Source organism: Butyricicoccus porcorum (genome assembly GCF_002157465.1).
In the GTDB taxonomy this organism is placed as follows: Bacteria; Bacillota; Clostridia; order Oscillospirales; family Butyricicoccaceae; genus Butyricicoccus_A; species Butyricicoccus_A porcorum.
In genome coordinates, this window is sequence record NZ_NHOC01000001.1 from 151,621 (window position 1) to 171,118 (window position 19,498).

The window sequence follows — 19,498 nt, forward strand, 5'->3', positions numbered from 1 at the left end:
GTATAAAAAACAGGCAGATGCAACTGCATCTGCCTGCATATTCTGCAAAATTACTTGTCGATGGAAATGACCTGATCGCGGCCGGGGCCTACGCCGAGCAGGCGAACCGGACAGCCGATGATTTTCTCCAGCTCCTTGATATAGTTCTTTACATTGACCGGAAGCTCGTCAAACGTCTTGCACTTGGTGATGTCCTCGGTGAAGCCGTCGAACTCCTCATAGATCGGAGTGCAGTGCTCCAGATCTGCAAAGTTTGCCGGGAACTCGGTGATGCGCTCGCCCTTGAAATCATAGGCAACGCAGACCTTCAGCTTCGGCAGGCCGCACAGCGGGTCAATCTTGTTGATGACCATCTCGGTCAGGCCGTTGACGCGAACCGCATAGCGCGCGATGACTGCGTCGAACCAGCCGGTACGTCTCGGACGGCCGGTAACAGTGCCGAATTCGCCGCCGGCATTGCGGATATAATCGCCGGTCTCGTCGAACAGCTCGGTCGGGAACGGACCCTTGCCGACGCGAGTGGTATAGCTCTTGCAGATACCGACAATCTCGTCAATTGCAGTCGGGCCGACGCCGGAGCCAACACAGCAGCCGCCGGAAACCGGATGGGACGAGGTGACATACGGATAGGTGCCCATATCAAGGTCAAGCAGCGTGCCCTGTGCGCCCTCGAACAGAACCTCCTTGCCCTCCTTGATGGCATTGTAGGTCAGAACAGAGGTGTCGCAGACATGGCTTCTCAGGCGGTCTGCATAGACCTTGTACTCTTCGAGAACTGCCTTGATGTCAATCGGCTCGCCGCCGTATACGCCGGTGATGACCTTGTTCTTGCGCTCGCACGCCTCAGTCATAACCGCTTCAAAGCGCTCCGGATCGACAAAGTCGTGCATGCGCACGCCGATGCGCTCCGACTTGTCCATATAGGTCGGGCCGATGCCCTTCTTAGTGGTGCCGATGTCATCGCCGCCGCGCGCCTTTTCGCTCAGCGCGTCCAGCTCCAGATGCCACGGCAGGATGCAGTGTGCACGAGCATCGATATACAGCTTATCGGTAGAAATCCCGCGCTCATTCAGGCCATCCATCTCACCCAGAATGGACTTCGGATTGACAACGACACCCGGTCCGATGATGTTGACACAGTTCGGATACAGGATGCCCGACGGAATGAGCTGTAATTTATATGATTCGTCGCCGACTACGACGGTATGGCCAGCATTGTTGCCGCCCTGAGAACGCACGACAAGATCAGCCTGTGAAGCAAAGATGTCAATATACTTTCCCTTTCCTTCGTCGCCCCACTGCGCGCCCAATACAATTTTGCCCGGCATAAAAAATTGCCCCTTTCAGATGATTTCGGGGCTGTTTTTCTGCCCCGTGAGCTTTTTCTGATGCTATTATATCATTTCTGCCGATTTAACACAATAAAAAATCGAGAGAAAGCGGAAAACAGTATATCCGGAAGTTTTTTCCGGTCAGCTGACCCGATAATGCCCGGTGACGGTATCCCAGTTCGACAGGATATCTTCTTCATACCGCCGCTGTGCCGGACTTGCATGATGGATGACATATGGCACGCCATCGGCATTGCGCCGGTCGGACACAATGCCGATGTGCCGGGGAAATACAACAATATCCCCGCCCTGCCACTGTGCAATGTCGGACACATCCGTCGTCAGGGAAATGGCTGTGTGCTGAAAATAGACATTCAGATTGGGCACGCGCCGGAAATCGATGTTGTCATCCGGGCGGTCAATGCCATATGCCGCCGGATTTTTCCGAATATCTGCATCCACCAGCTCACGCAGGTCATAGCCTGCCGCGCGCATTGCCTGCCCGACCACATCCGTGCACACGCCATAGCCATCATCCGGGTAGCCGCCCTCATAATATTCGCTTTTGTATTTCGGCTTTGTTTTGACATAATCCTTTGCGCCCTGTAACACATCGGTCTGATCGTCCACGCCGTCACCGTCCTCGTCATGTTCACTGCGGTATGTCGGAATATTGAAGTGCTCCGCGGTATAGCCCGGCTTTGCACAGCAGCGGTACAGCACGCCCACTGCCAGCACGGCAAGCACTGCTGCGGCAATCCACCGCATTTTCTTTCTGTTCAAATGCACGCCGCCTCCCTGCTGTATTTTCTCCATCGTACCACATCCGGCGGCAGACGAACAGCCTGCGCACGCAAATGTCACAATCCCTTTACAAAGTCAGCTGCCAATACTGCCCGAACTTTTGCAAATCCCCCTTGCCGACTGTGCATTTGCGCAGTACAATAAAAAATATACTTTTTCTCCTAGGGAGGGACGCTCCCCATGTCAACCGTGTTGTTTAAGGTTCTGGCGTTCGTGCTGATGATTGCGCTCGGCTATTTTGCAAAGGCCAGTCATCTGTTGCAGCAGGAAGACAGCCAGATTCTGATGAAAATTATCATCAATATCACCATGCCGATGGCACTGATCTCCGGCTTCCGCACATTTTCCTTTGACACATCGCTGTTATTTGCACTTCTCATCGGCTTCGGCTTTAATCTGCTTCTGCTCGCTGCGGGCTGGCTGCTGTCCGCCCGCCGTGACGGCGACACGCGTGCCCTGTATGTGCTCAATGTCCCGTCATACAATATCGGCAATTTTGCGCTGCCGTTTGTACAGGGCTTTCTGCCCGCTTCCGCGACGCTGTGCCTGTGCATGTTCGATGCGGGCAACAATCCGATGGGCGCAGGCATTACCTATTCCGCCGCAGCTTCCCTGACCGGCGGTGACGGTCATTTATCCCTGCGCGATATCCTGCGCAAGCTGTTCCATTCGCCGCCATTTCTGGCATACTTCATCATGCTTGTGCTCTATCTGCCCGGCATCCGCCTGCCAGATGCATTTTTCGACATGTGCGCGCTGTTCGGACAGGGCAATACCTTCCTGGCCATGTTCACACTCGGCCTGATTTTTGAATGGCATCTGCCGCGTGAGGATATCCGCGAGGTGTTCCGCATTCTCAGCATCCGCTATGTGCTCTGCCTGCTGGCGGCAGCGGCAGTATACCTGCTGACACCGTTCGACCTCATTACACGCCAAACCCTGTGTCTGTGCCTGGTCGCACCGGTCACGACACTTTCGGTCGCCTATGGTCTCGCCTGCGGATGCCGGCACTCGATGATTGCCGCACTCAGCTCGATGAGTATGGCCGTGAGCTTTGTACTCTCCCTTGGACTGTTGATTCTCTGGGCATAATAAAACGGGCAGTCTGAACGATTTTGTTCAGACTGCCCTTTCCTTTTATTTTCATTCGGTCAGCTGTGAAAGATCCGGCGGATTCGGCTGTGCTGTTCTGCCGCACAGCGCATCGAAATAGTGCACAAAGGCAATTTCAGTGTACGCATCCACATAGATCATGCCGATGCCGCAGGTAACGGCGCCGAACAGCAGCCACAGAATAAAACTGAGGTCAAACACCATCAGCTCCCAGTTGTGGTTTTTGAAAATCGGTGCGCACGAACGGATGGCCTGCATCACGCTCGCATCCGGCGTATCAATCATGCAGATATACGCGCCGTCATAGCGGCGTACCTTGACCGTGATGAGCATCGAGAGCGGGATAAGCAGTACAACTCCGATCATGACCAACGGTGCGGAACCGATCAATGCAAACAGAGCAATCAGAACAATGGCAACACTCAGCAGTACGACCCAGCCGAGTGAATACAGCAGAATGCCCAGTGCCAGCTTGATAGAAGTCAGATATTTTTTACCGCTCATGAAGCAGGACACCACCAGCATCGGCGATGCCTCCTGCCCGCGCGCCTGCGCGACGAAATAATGCTTTGCGCCGAACTCGAGCGGTACCGCAATCAATACCGTTGCAAGCAGATAAATCAGCATGCAGTTGAAATACAGCCCCATATTTGCCGAATTGATGTCCCCGCTTATCGCCTGTGTTCCGACTTCATAAATCATCGAAATGAGCACAACAGGAACCACTTCGAGCACGACGGTCAGCATGGTGGGCCAGAACCGCGCACGGATATCCTCCCGCGCCTGTGCTTTATACTGTTTTCGTGCAGATGCATTGTAAATCATCTTACAGCACTCCTTTCCCTGATGATAGTATTGTACCATAGCGCATGGTGCAATACAATGACAGCGCGGTTACAAGCTTTCTGACAAAAAAATTCCCCGGCACGCCCCGCAGGGTGCATCGGGGAATCTGTCAGATACCCAAACTTACTTGGTCTCTTCTGCCGCCTTTGCAGCAACCTCAGCCTCGCGCTGTGCCTTGGTCTTGCGGGTGCGCTTCGGCTTTTCCGCGCCGTCCGCAGCGGCAGCTGTCTTCTTGGCAGCGGTCTTTCTGGTGGTCGTCTTCTTTGCAGCAGACGTTGCCTTCTTGCGGGTGGTCGTGGTCTTCTTCGTGGTGGAAGTGGTTCTCTTGCGGGTGGTCTTCTTTGCCGGAGCAGCTTCCTCTGCCTTCGGCGCCTCCTCAACAGCCGGAGCAGCCTCTTCCGCCTTCGGCGCTTCCTCAGAGGCCGGAGCTGCCGGTTCCTCTGCCTTCGGTGCTTCGACAGCCGTCAGAATCCAGCTCTGGTTCTCGCCGTTGACGTCAACCCAGATTTGCAGGCGTGCGCCGGCGATCTCTGCATTCATGCCGACAACATCAATGCACTTGGCGGACAGTGCGGACTTGATTGCAACCGCGCCGTCTTCCTTCTCCTCGAAGAACCACATCTGGCTGTCGCCGTCAACGAACTCCCACTGATGCAGGTTTGCGCCGTTGACAACACCCATGCTGATGATGTCGAGCGCCTTGCCGGAATTCTTGTTGATGATCTTGTAATACTTGCCGTCGATATGGCGGATCGACCACAGCTGCTGGTCTGCGCCGGTAACATCTGCCAGGCAAACAAGCGCGCCGTTGTCGGCGGAGGCGTTCTCAACCTCGATCACCTTTCCTCCGACTTTTGCCGCGATGGTATACCATGCGGCTTCATCAAATGTCTGCTTCATCATGACACTCCTTGTCTCGCAGCAGAAAATATGTAAATTTCTGCAACTATAATATACGCTTTATGACGGGTTTCATTATACCACAACGCCCTGTTTTGTTCAATATTTCCGGCATAAAAAAACGGGGAACCGGTGTGTTTTTCCGCCCATTTCGTGAAACGTGATACTTTTTATCCATGCATTTGTTCAATAATTTGGTGGTTTTTTCTGTCGAACGAATGCACGCGAATACATCCAAAACCGTTCCCGCACGTTCTGTGCGGTTTTCCGTTCTTTTCACAGCCAAAAAAATGTGTTATAATACGATATTATAATGTTACAGAGAAAACTTCCGCCGGCTGGTTTGTTCCGGCGGAAATGGAGAAAGGGCTGATACTCCCATGACAACTTCTACCATTTACACGATTGAACGTGAATTCGGCTCCGGCGGACACATCGTCGGAGAAAAGCTCGCACAGCTGTTGAACATTCCATTTTATGACTCCCAGATCGTCGACATGGCGGCGAAAAACGCAGGCGTCAGCCGGAAGATTTTTGAAGGCTTCGACGAGAAGCCGACCAACAGCTTCCTGTATTCCCTCGTCATGGGCAGCTATACCGCTGCCGGTTCGCTGACCCATTCATCCGACCTCAACATGAGCGATAAGCTGTTTATGGAAGAGGCAAAAATTATCCGCGAAGCAGCGGATAAAGGCCCGTGCGTTGTGGTCGGACGCTGCGGCAGCTATGTCCTGCGCGAGCGCAAGGATGTCGTCCGTGTGTTCTGCACGGCAGATATCGATTTCCGCATTCATCACGCGGTCAATGACCTCGGCATGGAGGAACGCCGCATTGAGGATGCCATCCTCAAGCGCGACAAAAAGCGTGCCAGCTATTTCAACTACTATACGGGCAAGCGCTGGAGCGATGCATCCAGCTATGATCTGTGTGTTTCCACCAGCTCGATCGGCATTGACGGTGCAGTGGAAACCGTGCTTGCGTTTGGCGAGCTGATGGAGCGCCAGCGCCAGGCAGCCAACCAGTAATTTTTTCACAGCAGGCAGCCGCCGGACAGGTTCCGGCGGCTCTCTTTTTGTGTCTTGCACAAACTGTGGGGACGGTCTGTCCGCCGCGCCTCTCACCCTCTTTTCCGCCCCTGTTCTGCCATAGATTACCACCCATTGCAGCAAAGATGAAAGAACCGCCGGAAAACTTGCGATTTCTTATGTATCCTGCATCTGTTTTTTTATTTTTGGTTATGGTATACTGATTTTTACTGTCAACTAACAATCAATCCGTGCGGCTGCTGCCGCACGTCGGATCCATACAGGAAAGGAGTGACCTGTTGTGCTGGAAGTATGGCTCGATTGTATTCTGGATATGGTCAAAACCATCCCGATTTTATTTGTCGTCTATCTCGCCATTGGCTGGATGGAAACGCGCATGGACACCGTGACACGTATCGTCACGAGTACGGAGCCCGCCGGACCGATTATCGGTGCGCTGGTCGGCGCAATCCCGCAGTGCGGTTTTTCCGTCGGCTGCTCGGCGCTGTACTGCCGCGGCTTCCTGCCCCCCGCGACACTGATTGCCGTTTACCTGTCCACCTCGGATGAGGCAATCCCGGTGCTGCTCGCAGGCGGCGGGAACTGGAAAACCGTGCTGGAGCTCATCGGCGTCAAGCTGATTGTCGCTATCCTCGCAGGCTATCTGTTTTATTTTACACTGTTCCGCAAAAAATGGAATCCGGACGAGCTGCCGGATGATGAGGTCGATATGGATGAGGTCAATATGGGCTGCTCCTGCTGCAACGGACAGACCATCTTTGGTGCAGCTGTCTCGCGCACCGTGAGCACGACGGTATTCCTGCTTGCCACCATGCTGATTTTGAACACGATTATCTATCTCATCGGTGAGGATACCGTGTCCTCCCTGCTGCTCGGCGGTACCATTCTTCAGCCCGCGCTGTGCGCGTTGATCGGTCTGTTCCCCGGCTGTGCCGTGTCCGTCCTGCTGACGCAGCTGTTCCTGTCGGGTACGATCAGCTTTGGCGCTGCCATTGCAGGCCTGTCCGCAGGCGCAGGCTTTGGCTTTGTCCTGCTGGTGCGCGAATCGCCGCGCCGCCGCGATGCCCTGAAAATCATCGGCTGCACCTATCTCGCTGCCGTTGCCGCAGGCATTGTCATCGATTTGATTTTCTAGAGCCTATCTGAAAAGTCGAAAATTTTGACTATTTCTACAAATACGGACTGTTTCTTTGTTAAAAACACTTGAAATCCGAACGGATTCCAGCGTGCTTTTGCCCTGAACCAGTCTCGCCTTTGCGAAATATTCGTCATTTTCTTGGTTTTCAGATAGCGCCTAATCCGCACTTATCCACCCCGCGCATTTATTTTCTGGAGGATTCATGCTTACTGTCAACCATCTGAGTATCAATTTCGACGGCGAAAACCTGTTTTCCGACGTCAATCTGAAATTCACCGAAGGCAACTGCTATGGTGTCATCGGTGCAAACGGCGCAGGCAAATCGACGTTCCTGCGCATGCTGTCCGGTGACCTTGAGCCGTCCACCGGTACCGTTGAAATGAACCCGAACCTGCGCATGTCTGTTCTGCGTCAGGATCACTTTGCCTTTGATGAATTCACTGTTCTGGACACGATCATTCAGGGCAATCCGCGCCTGTATGAGATCATGCAGGAAAAGGACGCACTGTATGCCAAAGACCCGTTTACGGAAGAAGACGGCAATCGTGCCGCTGAGCTGGAAGCAGAATTTGCCGAGCTGGACGGCTGGAATTCCGATACCGAAGCAGGCCGCCTGCTTCAGGGTCTCGGCCTGAAGGCGGATGACATCCTGTACAGCGGCATGCGTTACCGCACCGACGCGGAAAAGGTCAAGATCCTGCTGGCACAGGCGCTGTTCGGCCATCCAGATATCCTGCTGCTCGATGAGCCGACCAACCATCTGGACATTCATTCCATCAGCTGGCTGGAGGATTTCCTTGCAGATTATGAAGGCACGGTCATCGTTGTATCGCATGACCGTCATTTCCTCAACAATGTCTGCACGCATATTGTCGACATCGATTACGGCAAGGTCAAGCTGTATGTCGGCAACTATGAATTCTGGTATGAGTCTTCTCAGCTCGTCCAGCGCACGCTGAACGACCAGAAGAAAAAGGCGGACGAAAAGATCAGGGAATTACAGGAATTTATCCGCCGGTTCTCTGCGAACAAATCCAAGTCCAAGCAGGCAACCAGCCGCAAAAAGCTGATTGACAAGCTGACGGTTGACGAGCTGCCTGCTTCCTCCCGCCGCTATCCGTTCGTCGGTTTCACAATGGATCGTGAGCCGGGCAAGGATATTCTTGAGGTCAAGGGCATTTCCAAGACCATCGACGGCGAGAAAATTCTGAATAACGTGTCATTCCGCGTCGCACGCGGCGACAAAATCGCTTTCGTCGGCAAGACCGAACAGGCAGCTACCACGCTGTTCCAGATTCTCATGGGCGAACTGGAGCCGGATGAAGGCTCGTTCAAGTGGGGCGTATCCACCAGCCAGTCGTATTTCCCGAAGGACAATTCCGCTTTCTTCAACGACCATACGGAGAGCATGCTCGACTGGCTCGCACCATATTCCCAGACCGATACGCTGGAAACCACACTGCGTTCGTTCCTCGGCAAGATGCTGTTCTCCGGCAATGATGTATACAAGCCGGTCAACGTCCTGTCCGGCGGCGAAAAGGTGCGCTGCATGCTCGCGCGCATGATGCTGTTCGGCTCAAATGTCCTCGTTGTCGACCAGCCGACCAACCACCTCGATCTGGAATCCATTACCGCAGTCAACAACGGTCTGATTGACTTTAAGGGCAATGTCCTGTTTGCATCGCACGACCATGAATTTACCCAGACCATTGCCAACCGCATCATTGAAATCAATGAAACCGGCGTCTGGGACAAGCAGTGCACTTACGACGAATATCTGGAAATCCGAGGATAACCCGGTTCGCGCAATCCAATCGCGCGCTCAAATGACTAAGGCACCCGAAAGATCTACTGATTTTTCGGGTGTTTCTTCTTTTAAAGCAGTAGATTTTCTCCTCTGTTTTTGATATTCTTATATTCTATAAAAAACACATGAAAATTTCGGATTGACTGGAGCGGCAACATGTATTTATTCTTATTGGCTGTTATCTATCTCGCTTTTATAAGCCTTGGACTTCCTGATTCTCTGCTGGGCGCAGCCTGGCCTACGATACGAACTGCCTTTGAAGTGCCATTATCGTACATGGGCTTGATATCCATGATTATTTCAGGAGGCACCATTCTATCCAGTCTGATGTCGGAACGGCTTACAAAAAAAATCGAAACCAAAGCGGTCACTGTAATCAGTGTTTTTCTTACCGCGATTGCCTTATTTGGTTTTTCTACATCAACAGCATTTTATCAGATGTGTTTGTGGGCAATCCCCTATGGATTAGGTGCGGGTGCCATTGACGCTGCATTGAACAACTATGTTGCGCTGCATTATAATTCCAGACATATGAATTGGCTTCATTGTTTCTGGGGCGTAGGAACGATCATCAGTCCATATATTATGAGTTATGCACTGACGCACAGTGTATGGACCAATGGATATCGAATCGTTTCGTATCTCCAGTTCGGTATTGCCGCCGTGCTGTTGATGACGCTGCCGTTATGGAAAATCAATAAGCCATCGACCTCCGGAGAAAACAATGGCAAACTGCTTGGGATAACAGGTGCATTGCAGATCAAAGGCGTGCCTTATCTTCTGATCGGATTTATGTCATACTGTGCAGCGGAAGCGACAACCATGCTTTGGGCAAGCAGTTATCTCGAAGGCGTAAGAGGCGCTGCCAAAGACGAAGCCGCAGCATTCGGCGCTCTGTTCTTTATCGGTATTACGGCAGGAAGATTCCTGTCCGGCTTTCTTTCGGATAAGCTGGGGGATCATACCATGATCCGTCTCGGAGTCGGGATCGCACTATTCGGTGTGCTGCTGATTGCAATTCCAGTCAATATCATATCTGTAGCAGGCTTTGTAATCATCGGGCTTGGCTGTGCGCCTGTCTATCCGTGCATTATCCATTCCACTCCAAACAACTTCGGAGCGGAAAATTCTCAAGGTATTATCGGTATTCAGATGGCAAGCGCCTATGTCGGCTCAACATGTATGCCTCCGCTTTTTGGCCTGATTGCAACTCATATCAGCCTGAAACTCATGCCCGTATATCTTGCTTTTTTTATGATTCTGCTTTTTATAATGATTTCAAAAACGGAAAAGGAATGCAGAACCTGACTGTCCGGACATTTTTCCACACCTGCATTCTTTTCCTATTTCGGCGTCTTTCCCGACTGTTGTCCGCATATGGTAGGGACAAAGGGAGGGATGTCTATGACCGGAAGCGGCGGGCTGAGTGCAGGCGAGGTTCGCCTGTCGCGGCAGCAGCACGGCGCAAACAGTCTGGAAAAACAGGCGGGCAGCAGCCTGCTGTCGCGTTTTCTGGAAGGGTTTGCCGATCCGATTATTCGTATTCTGCTGATCGCACTTGCCATCAATGTGATTTTTATGCTGCGCGGCGCGCCGTGGTTTGAAACAGCAGGCATTGCCATTGCGGTCTTTCTGGCGACCTTTGTCTCCGCGCTGTCGGAATACGGCAGTGATGCGGCCTTTCGGCGCATGCAGGCGGAAGCCGCCGCTGTCACCTGTCGTGTACGCCGCGACGGCGGACAGCTGTACACCATACCGGCCGATGATATCGTGTGCGGTGATCTGGTGTTATTGCAGGCAGGTGAGCGCATCCCGGCAGATGGTTTTCTGCGCGAAGGCAGTCTCGAGGTCGACCAGTCGGCACTGACCGGCGAGAGCCATGAAATCCGCAAGCGTCCGCAGGCGGAAAATTCCGCAGCCGATCAGACCGGATTGTTGTTTCGCGGCAGTGTCGTCGTGTCCGGTGAGGGCATGATGGAGGTCACCACTGTCGGCAGCAAGACGATGTATGGCAGCATGGCGCGGCAGATGCAGGAAGACACGCGTGAAAGCCCACTGCATGTGCGGCTGGAGGCACTTGCGAGCACCATCAGCAGACTCGGCATGGGTGCCGCCATTCTCGTCGCGGCATCCGACCTCTCGCTGTCTCTGTTCGTGCAGGGCGGACTGATGCAGGGCCCGGCGGCAATTTTCCAGCACATTTTGCATGCGGTCACGCTGGCGGTCACTGTGCTGGTTGTCGCCGTGCCGGAAGGTCTGCCGATGATGATTACCGTCGTGCTGTCGTCCAATATGGTTCGTATGCTGCGCGACCATGTGCTCGTGCGCCGTCTGACCGGTATTGAAACCGCAGGCAGTATGAACATCCTGTTCACGGACAAAACCGGCACACTGACCTGTGGCCGCATGACAGCTGACATGGTGTTTGCAGGGGATGGGACACGATTTGACGGCATTCCCGCTGTGCGCGCAGGTGCACCCGCGTTGTACAGCCGAATTTTTGCCGATTGCCGCTGCAACACCGGCGCGGCGCTTTCCGCAGGTACGGTCTCCGGCGGCAACACAACTGACCGCGCCCTGCTGCGCGCAGTGCTGTCAATGGCAGCTGTCGAGCCGCCGGAACAGGTCGGAGATAAAGTCCCGTTTGATTCCCGCCGCAAATATGCGGCAGTCCGCCTGCCTGCGCGGGCGCTGACACTGGTGCGCGGTGCGCCGGAGATTTTGCTGCCCCGCTGCGCGCAGTACCTCTCCCCGGATGGCAGGGTACACAGCCTGTCGCGCGACATTCCACTGCGCATCCTGCGCGAACAGGCCGCAGAAGGTGGGCGTGTCATTGCCATGGCGGCAACAGACCGCACAGTGACCGCCGACCACATTCCGTCCGGTCTGACGCTGACCGCACTCATTGTCCTGCGCGACCCGGTGCGGCCGGAAACGCCGGAAGCCGTCTGCCAGCTGCACACAGCAGGCATCCGCACCGTCATGCTGACCGGTGACCATCCGGATACGGCGAAGGCCGTTGCCCGGCGGTGTGGGCTGCTGGCATCTGACACCGACCTTGTCATCGACAGCGCACAGCTTGCCGCATGGAGTGATGCCGAACTGACGCAGCGTCTGCCGCAGCTCGCCGTGATCGCGCGGGCCATGCCGGCAGATAAAGTCCGGCTCGTACAGGCAGCCCAACGCGCCGGCATGGTCGCCGGTATGACCGGCGACGGCGTCAATGACGCGCCCGCGCTCAAGCTGGCGGATGTCGGCTTTGCGATGGGCAGCGGCACGGCAGTCGCCCGCGAAGCGGGTGATATCGTCATTACCGACGACAATCTCGCATCGATTGCGCGCGCCGTGCTGTATGGACGCACCATTTTCAAAAGCATCCGCAAGTTCCTTGTATTCCAGCTGACCATGAATGTGTGTGCCGTTGGTGTATCCATCATCGGGCCGCTCATCGGTATTGACACACCGGTGACTGTCATGCAGATGTTGTGGATCAATCTCATCATGGATACCCTCGCGGGACTGGCATTTTCCGGTGAACCGCCGCTCGTGGAGTACATGCGTGAGCCGCCCAAGCGGCGCGACGAGCCGGTGCTCAACCACTATATGAACGGACAAATCGTCACGACCGGTGCTTACACGATTGCGCTGTGCACGCTGTTCCTGTGGTCACAGCCGGTGCGGCAGTTTTTCCGCTATGGTTATGATCCACTGCGTTTCCTGACCGCATTTTTTGCGCTGTTTATTTTCTGCGGCATTTTCCATGCGTTTAACGCGCGCACACATCGGCTCAACCTGTTTGCACACATCGGCAAAAATCCGCTGTTTGTGCTCATCATGGGCGCGGTTACGGTCGTGCAGCTCGCACTGATTTATTTTGGCGGCGCTCTGTTCCGCACGACACCGCTTTCGCTGTATGAATTGGGTGCGGCGGCACTGCTCGCGCTGACTGTCATTCCGGTGGATTTTTCGCGCAAGCTGCTGCTGCGTGTGCGTGGTGCAGAGCGGAATTTCTAGCGCTGCTCCGCCAAAGCGTGCTTGTATGTTCACACAGCCTGTGTACCGTTTGTGTTATGCTGATTACGGAACAAACGGCCTCACGCATTCCATATGCACGCACCTCCTCTCCGTTGCCGGATTCGGTGTGACAACACGGAACTCATAGTATATTCCGTGATATTTTTCCACATTTTCCACACGGTGTCAAACCGCGCGCCCGGTGCGCATATTTTTTTGTAACATTTGACGAAACTCTTGCAATTTCCCGCGCGCCGTAGTATACTGTTTTCGTCAACAAAAGATGTAGTTCTTCAGGGCAGGGTGCAACCCCCTACCGGCGGTACAGCCCGCGACCCGCTGGGAGCTTTCCCCGCGGCTGATCCGGTTTGATTCCGGAGCCGACAGTTACAGTCTGGATGGAAGAAGAAACTATTTGAGACATGGTTCATGTCTCCTGTTTTCGTCGCCCTGTTTCGCATGGATTGTGAAGCAGGCATTTTTATTTCCGCGCCCTGTTTGCCTGCACAAACGGGGCTTTTTTGCTGCTTTGGAGCTGATACAAATGGCAGAAATTACAACAACCGATATTCGCTGCATGCGCCGCGCACTGGAGCTGGCGCAACGCGGCATGGGACATGTCTCCCCCAATCCGATGGTCGGCGCCGTCATTGTCAAGGATGGCCGCATCATCGGCGAGGGCTGGCACGAGCACATCGGCGGCCTGCATGCCGAACGCAATGCCTTCAAACACTGTACGGAGGACTGTACCGGAGCGACTATCTATGTGACGCTGGAGCCGTGCTGCCACTGGGGACGCACCCCGCCGTGCACCGATGCGATTCTGGAGCATAAAATCGCGCGCGTTGTCGTCGGCTGTCTCGACCCGAATCCACTGGTCGCGGGCAAGGGCCTGGAGATTCTGCGCGGTGCCGGCATCGAATGTGACTCCGGCGTGCTGGAGGACGAATGCCACGCCATCAATGAGGTGTTTTTCCACTATATTACAACAAAAAAGCCGTATGTCGTCATGAAATATGCAATGACATTGGATGGGCACATTGCCGCCTATACCGGCGATTCCAAATGGATCACCGGTGAAACAGCTCGCGCACAGGTACAGCAGACGCGCAAATGGCTCAGCTCGATCATGGTCGGCATCGGTACCGTGCTCGCGGATGACCCGATGCTCAACTGCCGCATCGAACCCGGCGTCGATCCGATCCGCCTTGTCTGTGACAGCACACTGCGCATCCCTCTGGACAGCCAGCTGGTGCGCACGGCAAAGGACATCCCCACGTGGGTCTTCTGTGCAAACGCCGATGTGCGCCGCAAGACAGCGCTGGAGGATGCAGGCGTAAAAGTCATCCCCCTGCCGGATGAAAGCGGCACACACGTCGATCTGGCGGCGGCAATGGATTATCTCGGACAGGAGCAGGTGGACAGCGTGCTCCTTGAGGGCGGCGGCACTCTCAACGGCGAAGCGCTGCGCCTCGGTCTGGTCGACCGCGTGCAGGCGTATATTGCGCCCAAACTGATCGGAGGCGCCACAGCGCGCGGTCCGGTTGAAGGTCCCGGCATTGCGCGCATGGCAGATGCGCTGACGCTGGACGATCTCACCATTACACGGCTGGATGACGACATCCTCATCGAAGGCCGTATCCGAAAGGACTGAACGTATGTTTACCGGAATTGTCGAAGAAGTCGGTGAAATCACCGGCCTGCGCCAGTCGGCAACCAGCACTGTGCTCGGCGTGCGTGCCAAAACCGTGCTCGGCGGCACCCAGCTGGGCGATTCCATCGCAGTCAACGGTGTATGCCTGACTGTCGTGCGGCTGACTGCCGACGGCTTTGAAGGTGATGTCATGCCGGAGACCATGCGCCGCACCAATCTCGGCGCACTGCGTCCCAAATCGCGCGTCAATCTGGAGCGCGCCATGGCAGCGGATGGGCGCTTCGGCGGGCACATCGTCGCCGGACATGTCGACGGCACCGGCACAATTACCGATCTGTCGCCGGAGGGCAATGCGGTCTGGGTTACCGTCGCTGCCGCACCGAATATCCTGCGCTATATCGTTGAAAAGGGTTCGATTACCATTGACGGCATCAGCCTGACGGTTGCTTATGTCGACAACACCTGTTTCAAGGTCTCTATCATCCCGCATACGGGACAGGAAACCACACTGCTCACCCGCAAGCCCGGCTATGTCGTCAATCTGGAATGTGACATTGTCGGCAAATATATTGAAAAGCTCATGCAGCCCGCACCGGCGGCGGAGGAAGCGCCGTCCGGCGGCATCACGGTGGATTTTCTCGCCGGAAACGGGTTTCTATAACAGAGGAGGACACACACATGGCTGATTTTGCAACCATTGAACAGGCACTGGATGCGCTCCGTGCCGGAAAGAATATTCTGGTCATCGATGACCCCGACCGTGAAAACGAAGGCGATATTGTCTGCGCCGCACAGTTCGCAACCACGGAAAATGTCAATTTCATGGCAACGCATGCCAAGGGCCTGATCTGCATGCCGATGAGCGGCGATTACTGCGACAAGCTCGGCCTGCCGCAGATGGTCGAGAAAAATACAGACAACCATGAAACCGCATTTACGGTTTCCATCGACCATGTCAAGACAACCACCGGTATCTCCGCCGTGGAGCGCTCGCTGACCGCAATGATGACCGTCAATCCGGAGGCAAAGCCGACCGACTTCCGCCGTCCGGGACATATGTTCCCGCTGCGCGCGCGGGAAGGCGGTGTCCTGATCCGTTCAGGCCACACCGAAGCAACGGTTGATCTGTGCCGTCTGGCAGGTCTGGCACCGGTTGGCCTGTGCTGTGAGATTATGCGCGAAGACGGCACCATGATGCGCACCACTGAACTCATCCAGTTTGCGAAAAAGCACGACCTGGTCATGATTTCCATCGCTGACCTGATCGCCTATCGCATGCGCGACAAGGAAGAATCTCTGGTTGAGGAAGTTGCCTGCGCCGATATGCCGACCAAATACGGACATTTTAAGATTCACGGCTTTGTCAATAAGCTGTCCGGTGAGCACCATGTCGCCCTGACCATGGGTGATATCGCAAATGGTGAGCCGGTGCTCTGCCGTGTACACTCTGAGTGCCTGACCGGTGATACCTTCGGTTCGGCGCGCTGTGACTGCGGCGAACAGCTGGCCGCAGCACTCAAGGCCATCAACAAAGAAGGCCGCGGCCTGCTGCTGTATCTGCGTCAGGAAGGACGCGGCATCGGCCTGATTAACAAGCTGCGTGCCTATGAGCTTCAGGAGCAGGGCTACGACACCGTAGACGCGAACATCAAGCTCGGTTTCCCGGCGGATATGCGCGAATACGGCATGGGTGCACAGATGCTGGTTGCCCTCGGCGTACAGAAGCTGCGTCTGATGACCAACAACCCGACCAAGATCCACGGTCTGTCCGGCTACGGTCTGGAAATTGTAGAGCGTGTCCCGATTCAGATCGCTGCCAATCCGGTCGATGCGTTCTATCTCAAGACCAAGCAGGAGCGCATGGATCACATGACAGAATACAAGTAACTTCAGGTTTACAGGATACAGGAGGAAAAACTACTATGAAGCTGTTAGAAGGAAATGTAATCGGCACCGGCCTCAAGGTCGGCATTGTTGCGGCACGTTTTAATGAGTTCATCGTCGGCAAGCTGGTTTCCGGCGCACAGGACGCACTGGTACGCCATGGCGTCGACACCGACGACATCGAGATCGCATGGGTTCCGGGCGCATTTGAAATCCCGCTGATCGCACAGAAGATGGCACAGTCCGGCAAATATGACATGGTTCTGTGCCTCGGCGCTGTCATCCGCGGCTCCACGTCCCACTATGATCTCGTCTGCAACGAGTGCGCCAAGGGCGTAGCACAGGTTTCCCTCGCATCCGGCATTCCGGTTCTGTTCGGCGTCGTCACCACCGACACCATCGAGCAGGCTATCGAGCGCGCAGGCACCAAGGCGGGCAACAAGGGTTATGACGTCGCCTGCTCCGGCATCGAGATGGCAAATCTCATCAAGGGTCTGTAAGGTTCCATTATTCCATACCATTCCAAATACAGCGAAAAGGCACCTCAGCCGGTCTGAGGTGCCTTTTCCCATTTTCCAAGTAAAAACCCGTGCGAACCAGAAGCCCCGCCGCAGAATCCGTCTGCGGCGGGGCTTGCTCTGTCTGTATGTTTTTTATGCGTCTGCCTGCGCAGCGGCAATAACCTTCTCCTGAACCGCCGGAGGTGCGTCCTCGTAGCGCTCAAACTGGGAGACAAACGAGCCTCTGCCCTGCGTCATGGAACGCAGCGTAATCGCGTAATCGCTGATTTCCGCCATCGGCACTTCTGCGACAATTTCCTGACCGTCATCGGTCGGGTTCATGCCCATGATGCGGCCGCGGCGCTTGTTGATATCGCCAATAACATCGCCCATGTAGGAATCCGGGATGTAAACCTTCATCGAGCAGATCGGCTCCATGATAACCGGGTTTGCCTGCGGGATGCCTGCCTTATAGGCCAGCTTTGCCGCCATCTTAAACGAAAGCTCGTTGGAATCGACGTCATGATACGAACCGTCGAGCAGGTCTGCCTTCAGGCCGACCATCGGGTAACCGGCGAGAACGCCGTGCTCCATGGCTTCACGGATGCCCTTTTCCACGGCCGGATGGAAGTTCTTCGGGACGGAACCGCCGAAGATATGCTCTTCAAACAGGAAATCGCCGTCCGGATACGGGGAGAACTCCATCTTGACATGTCCATACTGACCATGGCCGCCGGACTGTTTCTTATGTTTGCCTTCGACGGTGACCTTCTTGCGAATCTTCTCGCGGTACGGCACGATCGGTGCGGACAGCACTGCCTCCGCGCCGAAGCGGCTCTTGAGCTTGGAGCAGATGACATCCAGATGGATATCGCCCGAACCGCTCAGGATGCTCTGATGGGTTTCCTTATTGACGGTAAACGTAAAGGTCGGGTCTTCATCCGCCAGTCTGGCCAGACCTGCGGCAATTTTTTCCTCGCCGCCCTTGGTCTTCGGCGAAATGGCCTGCGAATAGCATGCCGGAGCAAACGGAATGCCGTCCAGATTGACCGCGCGGACGCTCATGGAGAGCGTATCGCCCGTCTTGGTGGTTGCGAGCTTGGAAACCGCGCCGATATCGCCGCAGGTGATTTCCTTGACCTCTGTGCTCTTCTTGCCGCAGATGGAATAGATATGACCGATTTTCTCGATGCCGTCCATGCGGTGGTTGAGCAGGGTCATATCCTGCTTGACCGAGCCGGCAACGACCTTGAAATAACTGAAGCGGCCATACTGATCCGCAGTGGTCTTAAATACAAAGGCACACGGCGTGCCGTTCGGATTGCAGGCAATCTCTACCAGATCGTCGCCCTCCTCGCAGACCTCAACGGCGCCCTGGTCAGGCGACGGCATATAATCACAGATGCCCTTGAGCAGTGCAATCGTACCGATGCCAGTGGCAACGGTGCCGCAGAAGGTCGGAATGATAACGCGCTCCAGCACGCCCTGACGCAGGCCTGCAATCAGCTCTTCGTCAGAGAATTCCTCGCCTGCGAAATAGCGCTCCATCAGATCCTCGGACAGTTCTGCAACGTTCTCGCACAGCGCGGCGCGGTGCTGGTCAACGCGCTCAACCATGTTCTCCGGAATCGGAATTTCAACGCGCTCATTGCCTTCCATGCGGTATGCCTTGCGGACAACGCAGTCGACAACGCCGACGGTCTCGCGGTTGCCCTCAAAAATCGGTACAACGATCGGGCAGACACTCGGGCCGAACGCCTTTTGCAGCTTGTGCAGCGAGGTATAATAATCGGAATGCTCCTCATCAATCTTGGAAATGTAGAACATGCACGGCTTGCCCGCGTCCGCCAGACGCTTCCATGCCTTTTCCGTTCCGACGCTCGGACCGGATTTGCCCGGGACAACAATCAGACCGGATTCACACACGCGCAGTGCGCTCAGCACCTCGCCCTCGAAATCGAAGAAGCCCGGGGTGTCCAGCATGTTGATCTTACAGCCGCCATATTCAACCGGCGCAACGGTGGTGGAAATCGAGAATTTTCTGCGGATCTCCTCCGGATCGTAATCACAAACAGTGTTTCCGTCTGCAATCTTTCCCATGCGATCGGTTGCCTTCGTCATATAAAGCATGCTCTCAATCAGAGAGGTCTTGCCATCTCCACCATGCCCCATCACGCAGACATTGCGGATTTTATCTACAGAATATACGTTCAACGATTCCACTCTCCTTACAAGGGTTTTCCAGCGGTCATCCGACCGCCTCTGTTCGTAATTATATACTATTTTATCCGCTATTGCAAACAAAAAATTGTGAAATCTTTCTAAGCGTGCCGCTGAGCATGGGATATTTTGCCCAGTTTATGTGCGTATTTTCTGCATTTTTCTCACATTGTTTCTCTTTATATCATATATTTGTGCTTTTTTTGCACATTTCTATCAAAAACGGCAAAAAAACAGGGAG

Annotated in this window: 15 protein-coding genes and 1 riboswitch; of the genes, 10 read left to right on the forward strand and 5 right to left on the reverse strand. The window is 54.8% G+C overall.

Annotation, left to right across the window (positions count from 1 at the left end; genetic code table 11):
- Positions 1-50: 50 nt before the first annotated feature.
- Positions 51-1,328, reverse strand: coding sequence for an adenylosuccinate synthase (locus CBW42_RS00780; protein ID WP_087016781.1), 1,278 nt, complete (start codon positions 1,326-1,328; stop codon positions 51-53).
- 144 nt (positions 1,329-1,472) lie between these two features.
- Entirely contained in the window at positions 1,473-2,114 is a 642-nt protein-coding gene (locus CBW42_RS00785; protein ID WP_242969747.1) for a DUF1287 domain-containing protein, read from the reverse strand.
- 201 nt (positions 2,115-2,315) lie between these two features.
- Here CBW42_RS00785 and CBW42_RS00790 point away from each other — a divergent pair, with 201 nt between their 5' ends.
- Positions 2,316-3,227 carry an AEC family transporter gene (locus CBW42_RS00790; protein ID WP_087016785.1) on the forward strand — a complete coding sequence of 304 codons (912 nt, stop codon included), beginning with the start codon at positions 2,316-2,318 and terminating at the stop codon, positions 3,225-3,227.
- A 51-nt stretch (positions 3,228-3,278) separates the two neighbouring features.
- On the opposite strand, the gene CBW42_RS00795 is transcribed toward CBW42_RS00790, so the two are convergent.
- Together CBW42_RS00795 and CBW42_RS00800 are read right to left on the reverse strand one after the other, a co-directional pair.
- Positions 3,279-4,073 carry a DUF975 family protein gene (locus tag CBW42_RS00795; RefSeq protein ID WP_165760991.1) on the reverse strand — a complete coding sequence of 265 codons (795 nt, stop codon included), beginning with the start codon at positions 4,071-4,073 and terminating at the stop codon, positions 3,279-3,281.
- 144 nt (positions 4,074-4,217) lie between these two features.
- Positions 4,218-4,994 (reverse strand): RICIN domain-containing protein, encoded by a 777-nt coding sequence (locus tag CBW42_RS00800; RefSeq protein WP_165760992.1) that lies wholly within the window; start codon positions 4,992-4,994, stop codon positions 4,218-4,220.
- A gap of 380 nt (positions 4,995-5,374) precedes the next feature.
- On the opposite strand from CBW42_RS00800, the gene CBW42_RS00805 reads away from it, so the two are divergent.
- The 9 genes from CBW42_RS00805 (at position 5,375) to ribH (ending at position 17,037) form a co-directional block, all read left to right on the forward strand.
- Positions 5,375-6,019 (forward strand): cytidylate kinase-like family protein, encoded by a 645-nt coding sequence (locus CBW42_RS00805; protein ID WP_087016791.1) that lies wholly within the window; start codon positions 5,375-5,377, stop codon positions 6,017-6,019.
- A gap of 301 nt (positions 6,020-6,320) precedes the next feature.
- Entirely contained in the window at positions 6,321-7,175 is an 855-nt protein-coding gene (locus CBW42_RS00810) for a putative manganese transporter (protein ID WP_087016793.1), read from the forward strand.
- 205 nt (positions 7,176-7,380) lie between these two features.
- Positions 7,381-8,973, forward strand: a complete 1,593-nt coding sequence (locus tag CBW42_RS00815) for an ABC-F family ATP-binding cassette domain-containing protein (RefSeq protein WP_087016795.1) — start codon at positions 7,381-7,383, stop codon at positions 8,971-8,973.
- Positions 8,974-9,141: 168 nt separating this feature from the next.
- Positions 9,142-10,293: an MFS transporter gene (locus CBW42_RS00820; protein WP_087016797.1), complete on the forward strand. Its 1,152-nt coding sequence runs from the start codon at positions 9,142-9,144 to the stop codon at positions 10,291-10,293.
- 96 nt (positions 10,294-10,389) lie between these two features.
- Positions 10,390-12,999, forward strand: a complete 2,610-nt coding sequence (locus CBW42_RS00825) for a calcium-translocating P-type ATPase, PMCA-type (protein ID WP_165760993.1) — start codon at positions 10,390-10,392, stop codon at positions 12,997-12,999.
- Positions 13,000-13,284: 285 nt separating this feature from the next.
- A riboswitch (FMN riboswitch) is annotated at positions 13,285-13,413 on the forward strand.
- A gap of 130 nt (positions 13,414-13,543) precedes the next feature.
- Positions 13,544-14,653, forward strand: coding sequence for a bifunctional diaminohydroxyphosphoribosylaminopyrimidine deaminase/5-amino-6-(5-phosphoribosylamino)uracil reductase RibD (ribD, locus tag CBW42_RS00830; protein ID WP_242969748.1), 1,110 nt, complete (start codon positions 13,544-13,546; stop codon positions 14,651-14,653).
- Between the two features lie 4 nt (positions 14,654-14,657).
- Entirely contained in the window at positions 14,658-15,314 is a 657-nt protein-coding gene (locus CBW42_RS00835) for a riboflavin synthase (protein ID WP_087016801.1), read from the forward strand.
- Between the two features lie 17 nt (positions 15,315-15,331).
- Positions 15,332-16,540, forward strand: a complete 1,209-nt coding sequence (locus CBW42_RS00840) for a bifunctional 3,4-dihydroxy-2-butanone-4-phosphate synthase/GTP cyclohydrolase II (RefSeq protein WP_087016803.1) — start codon at positions 15,332-15,334, stop codon at positions 16,538-16,540.
- A 35-nt stretch (positions 16,541-16,575) separates the two neighbouring features.
- On the forward strand, positions 16,576-17,037 hold the full coding sequence (gene ribH, locus CBW42_RS00845) for a 6,7-dimethyl-8-ribityllumazine synthase (RefSeq protein WP_087016805.1): 462 nt from the start codon (positions 16,576-16,578) through the stop codon (positions 17,035-17,037).
- Between the two features lie 153 nt (positions 17,038-17,190).
- Here the strand turns inward: ribH and CBW42_RS00850 are convergent, their stop codons facing one another.
- Positions 17,191-19,251 carry an elongation factor G gene (locus CBW42_RS00850; protein ID WP_087016807.1) on the reverse strand — a complete coding sequence of 687 codons (2,061 nt, stop codon included), beginning with the start codon at positions 19,249-19,251 and terminating at the stop codon, positions 17,191-17,193.
- Positions 19,252-19,498: the final 247 nt, after the last annotated feature.

Excerpts from the sequence above, each read along its gene's own strand:
- CBW42_RS00780 (WP_087016781.1), bottom strand. The coding sequence starts at position 1,328 with ATGCCGGGCAAAATTGTATTGGGCGCGCAGTGGGGCGACGAAGGAAAG.
- CBW42_RS00790 (WP_087016785.1), top strand. The coding sequence starts at position 2,316 with ATGTCAACCGTGTTGTTTAAGGTTCTGGCGTTCGTGCTGATGATTGCG.
- CBW42_RS00795 (WP_165760991.1), bottom strand. The coding sequence starts at position 4,073 with ATGATTTACAATGCATCTGCACGAAAACAGTATAAAGCACAGGCGCGG.
- CBW42_RS00800 (WP_165760992.1), bottom strand. The coding sequence starts at position 4,994 with ATGAAGCAGACATTTGATGAAGCCGCATGGTATACCATCGCGGCAAAA.
- CBW42_RS00805 (WP_087016791.1), top strand. The coding sequence starts at position 5,375 with ATGACAACTTCTACCATTTACACGATTGAACGTGAATTCGGCTCCGGC.
- CBW42_RS00815 (WP_087016795.1), top strand. The coding sequence starts at position 7,381 with ATGCTTACTGTCAACCATCTGAGTATCAATTTCGACGGCGAAAACCTG.
- CBW42_RS00820 (WP_087016797.1), top strand. The coding sequence starts at position 9,142 with ATGTATTTATTCTTATTGGCTGTTATCTATCTCGCTTTTATAAGCCTT.
- CBW42_RS00825 (WP_165760993.1), top strand. The coding sequence starts at position 10,390 with ATGACCGGAAGCGGCGGGCTGAGTGCAGGCGAGGTTCGCCTGTCGCGG.
- ribD (WP_242969748.1), top strand. The coding sequence starts at position 13,544 with ATGGCAGAAATTACAACAACCGATATTCGCTGCATGCGCCGCGCACTG.
- CBW42_RS00835 (WP_087016801.1), top strand. The coding sequence starts at position 14,658 with ATGTTTACCGGAATTGTCGAAGAAGTCGGTGAAATCACCGGCCTGCGC.
- CBW42_RS00840 (WP_087016803.1), top strand. The coding sequence starts at position 15,332 with ATGGCTGATTTTGCAACCATTGAACAGGCACTGGATGCGCTCCGTGCC.
- ribH (WP_087016805.1), top strand. The coding sequence starts at position 16,576 with ATGAAGCTGTTAGAAGGAAATGTAATCGGCACCGGCCTCAAGGTCGGC.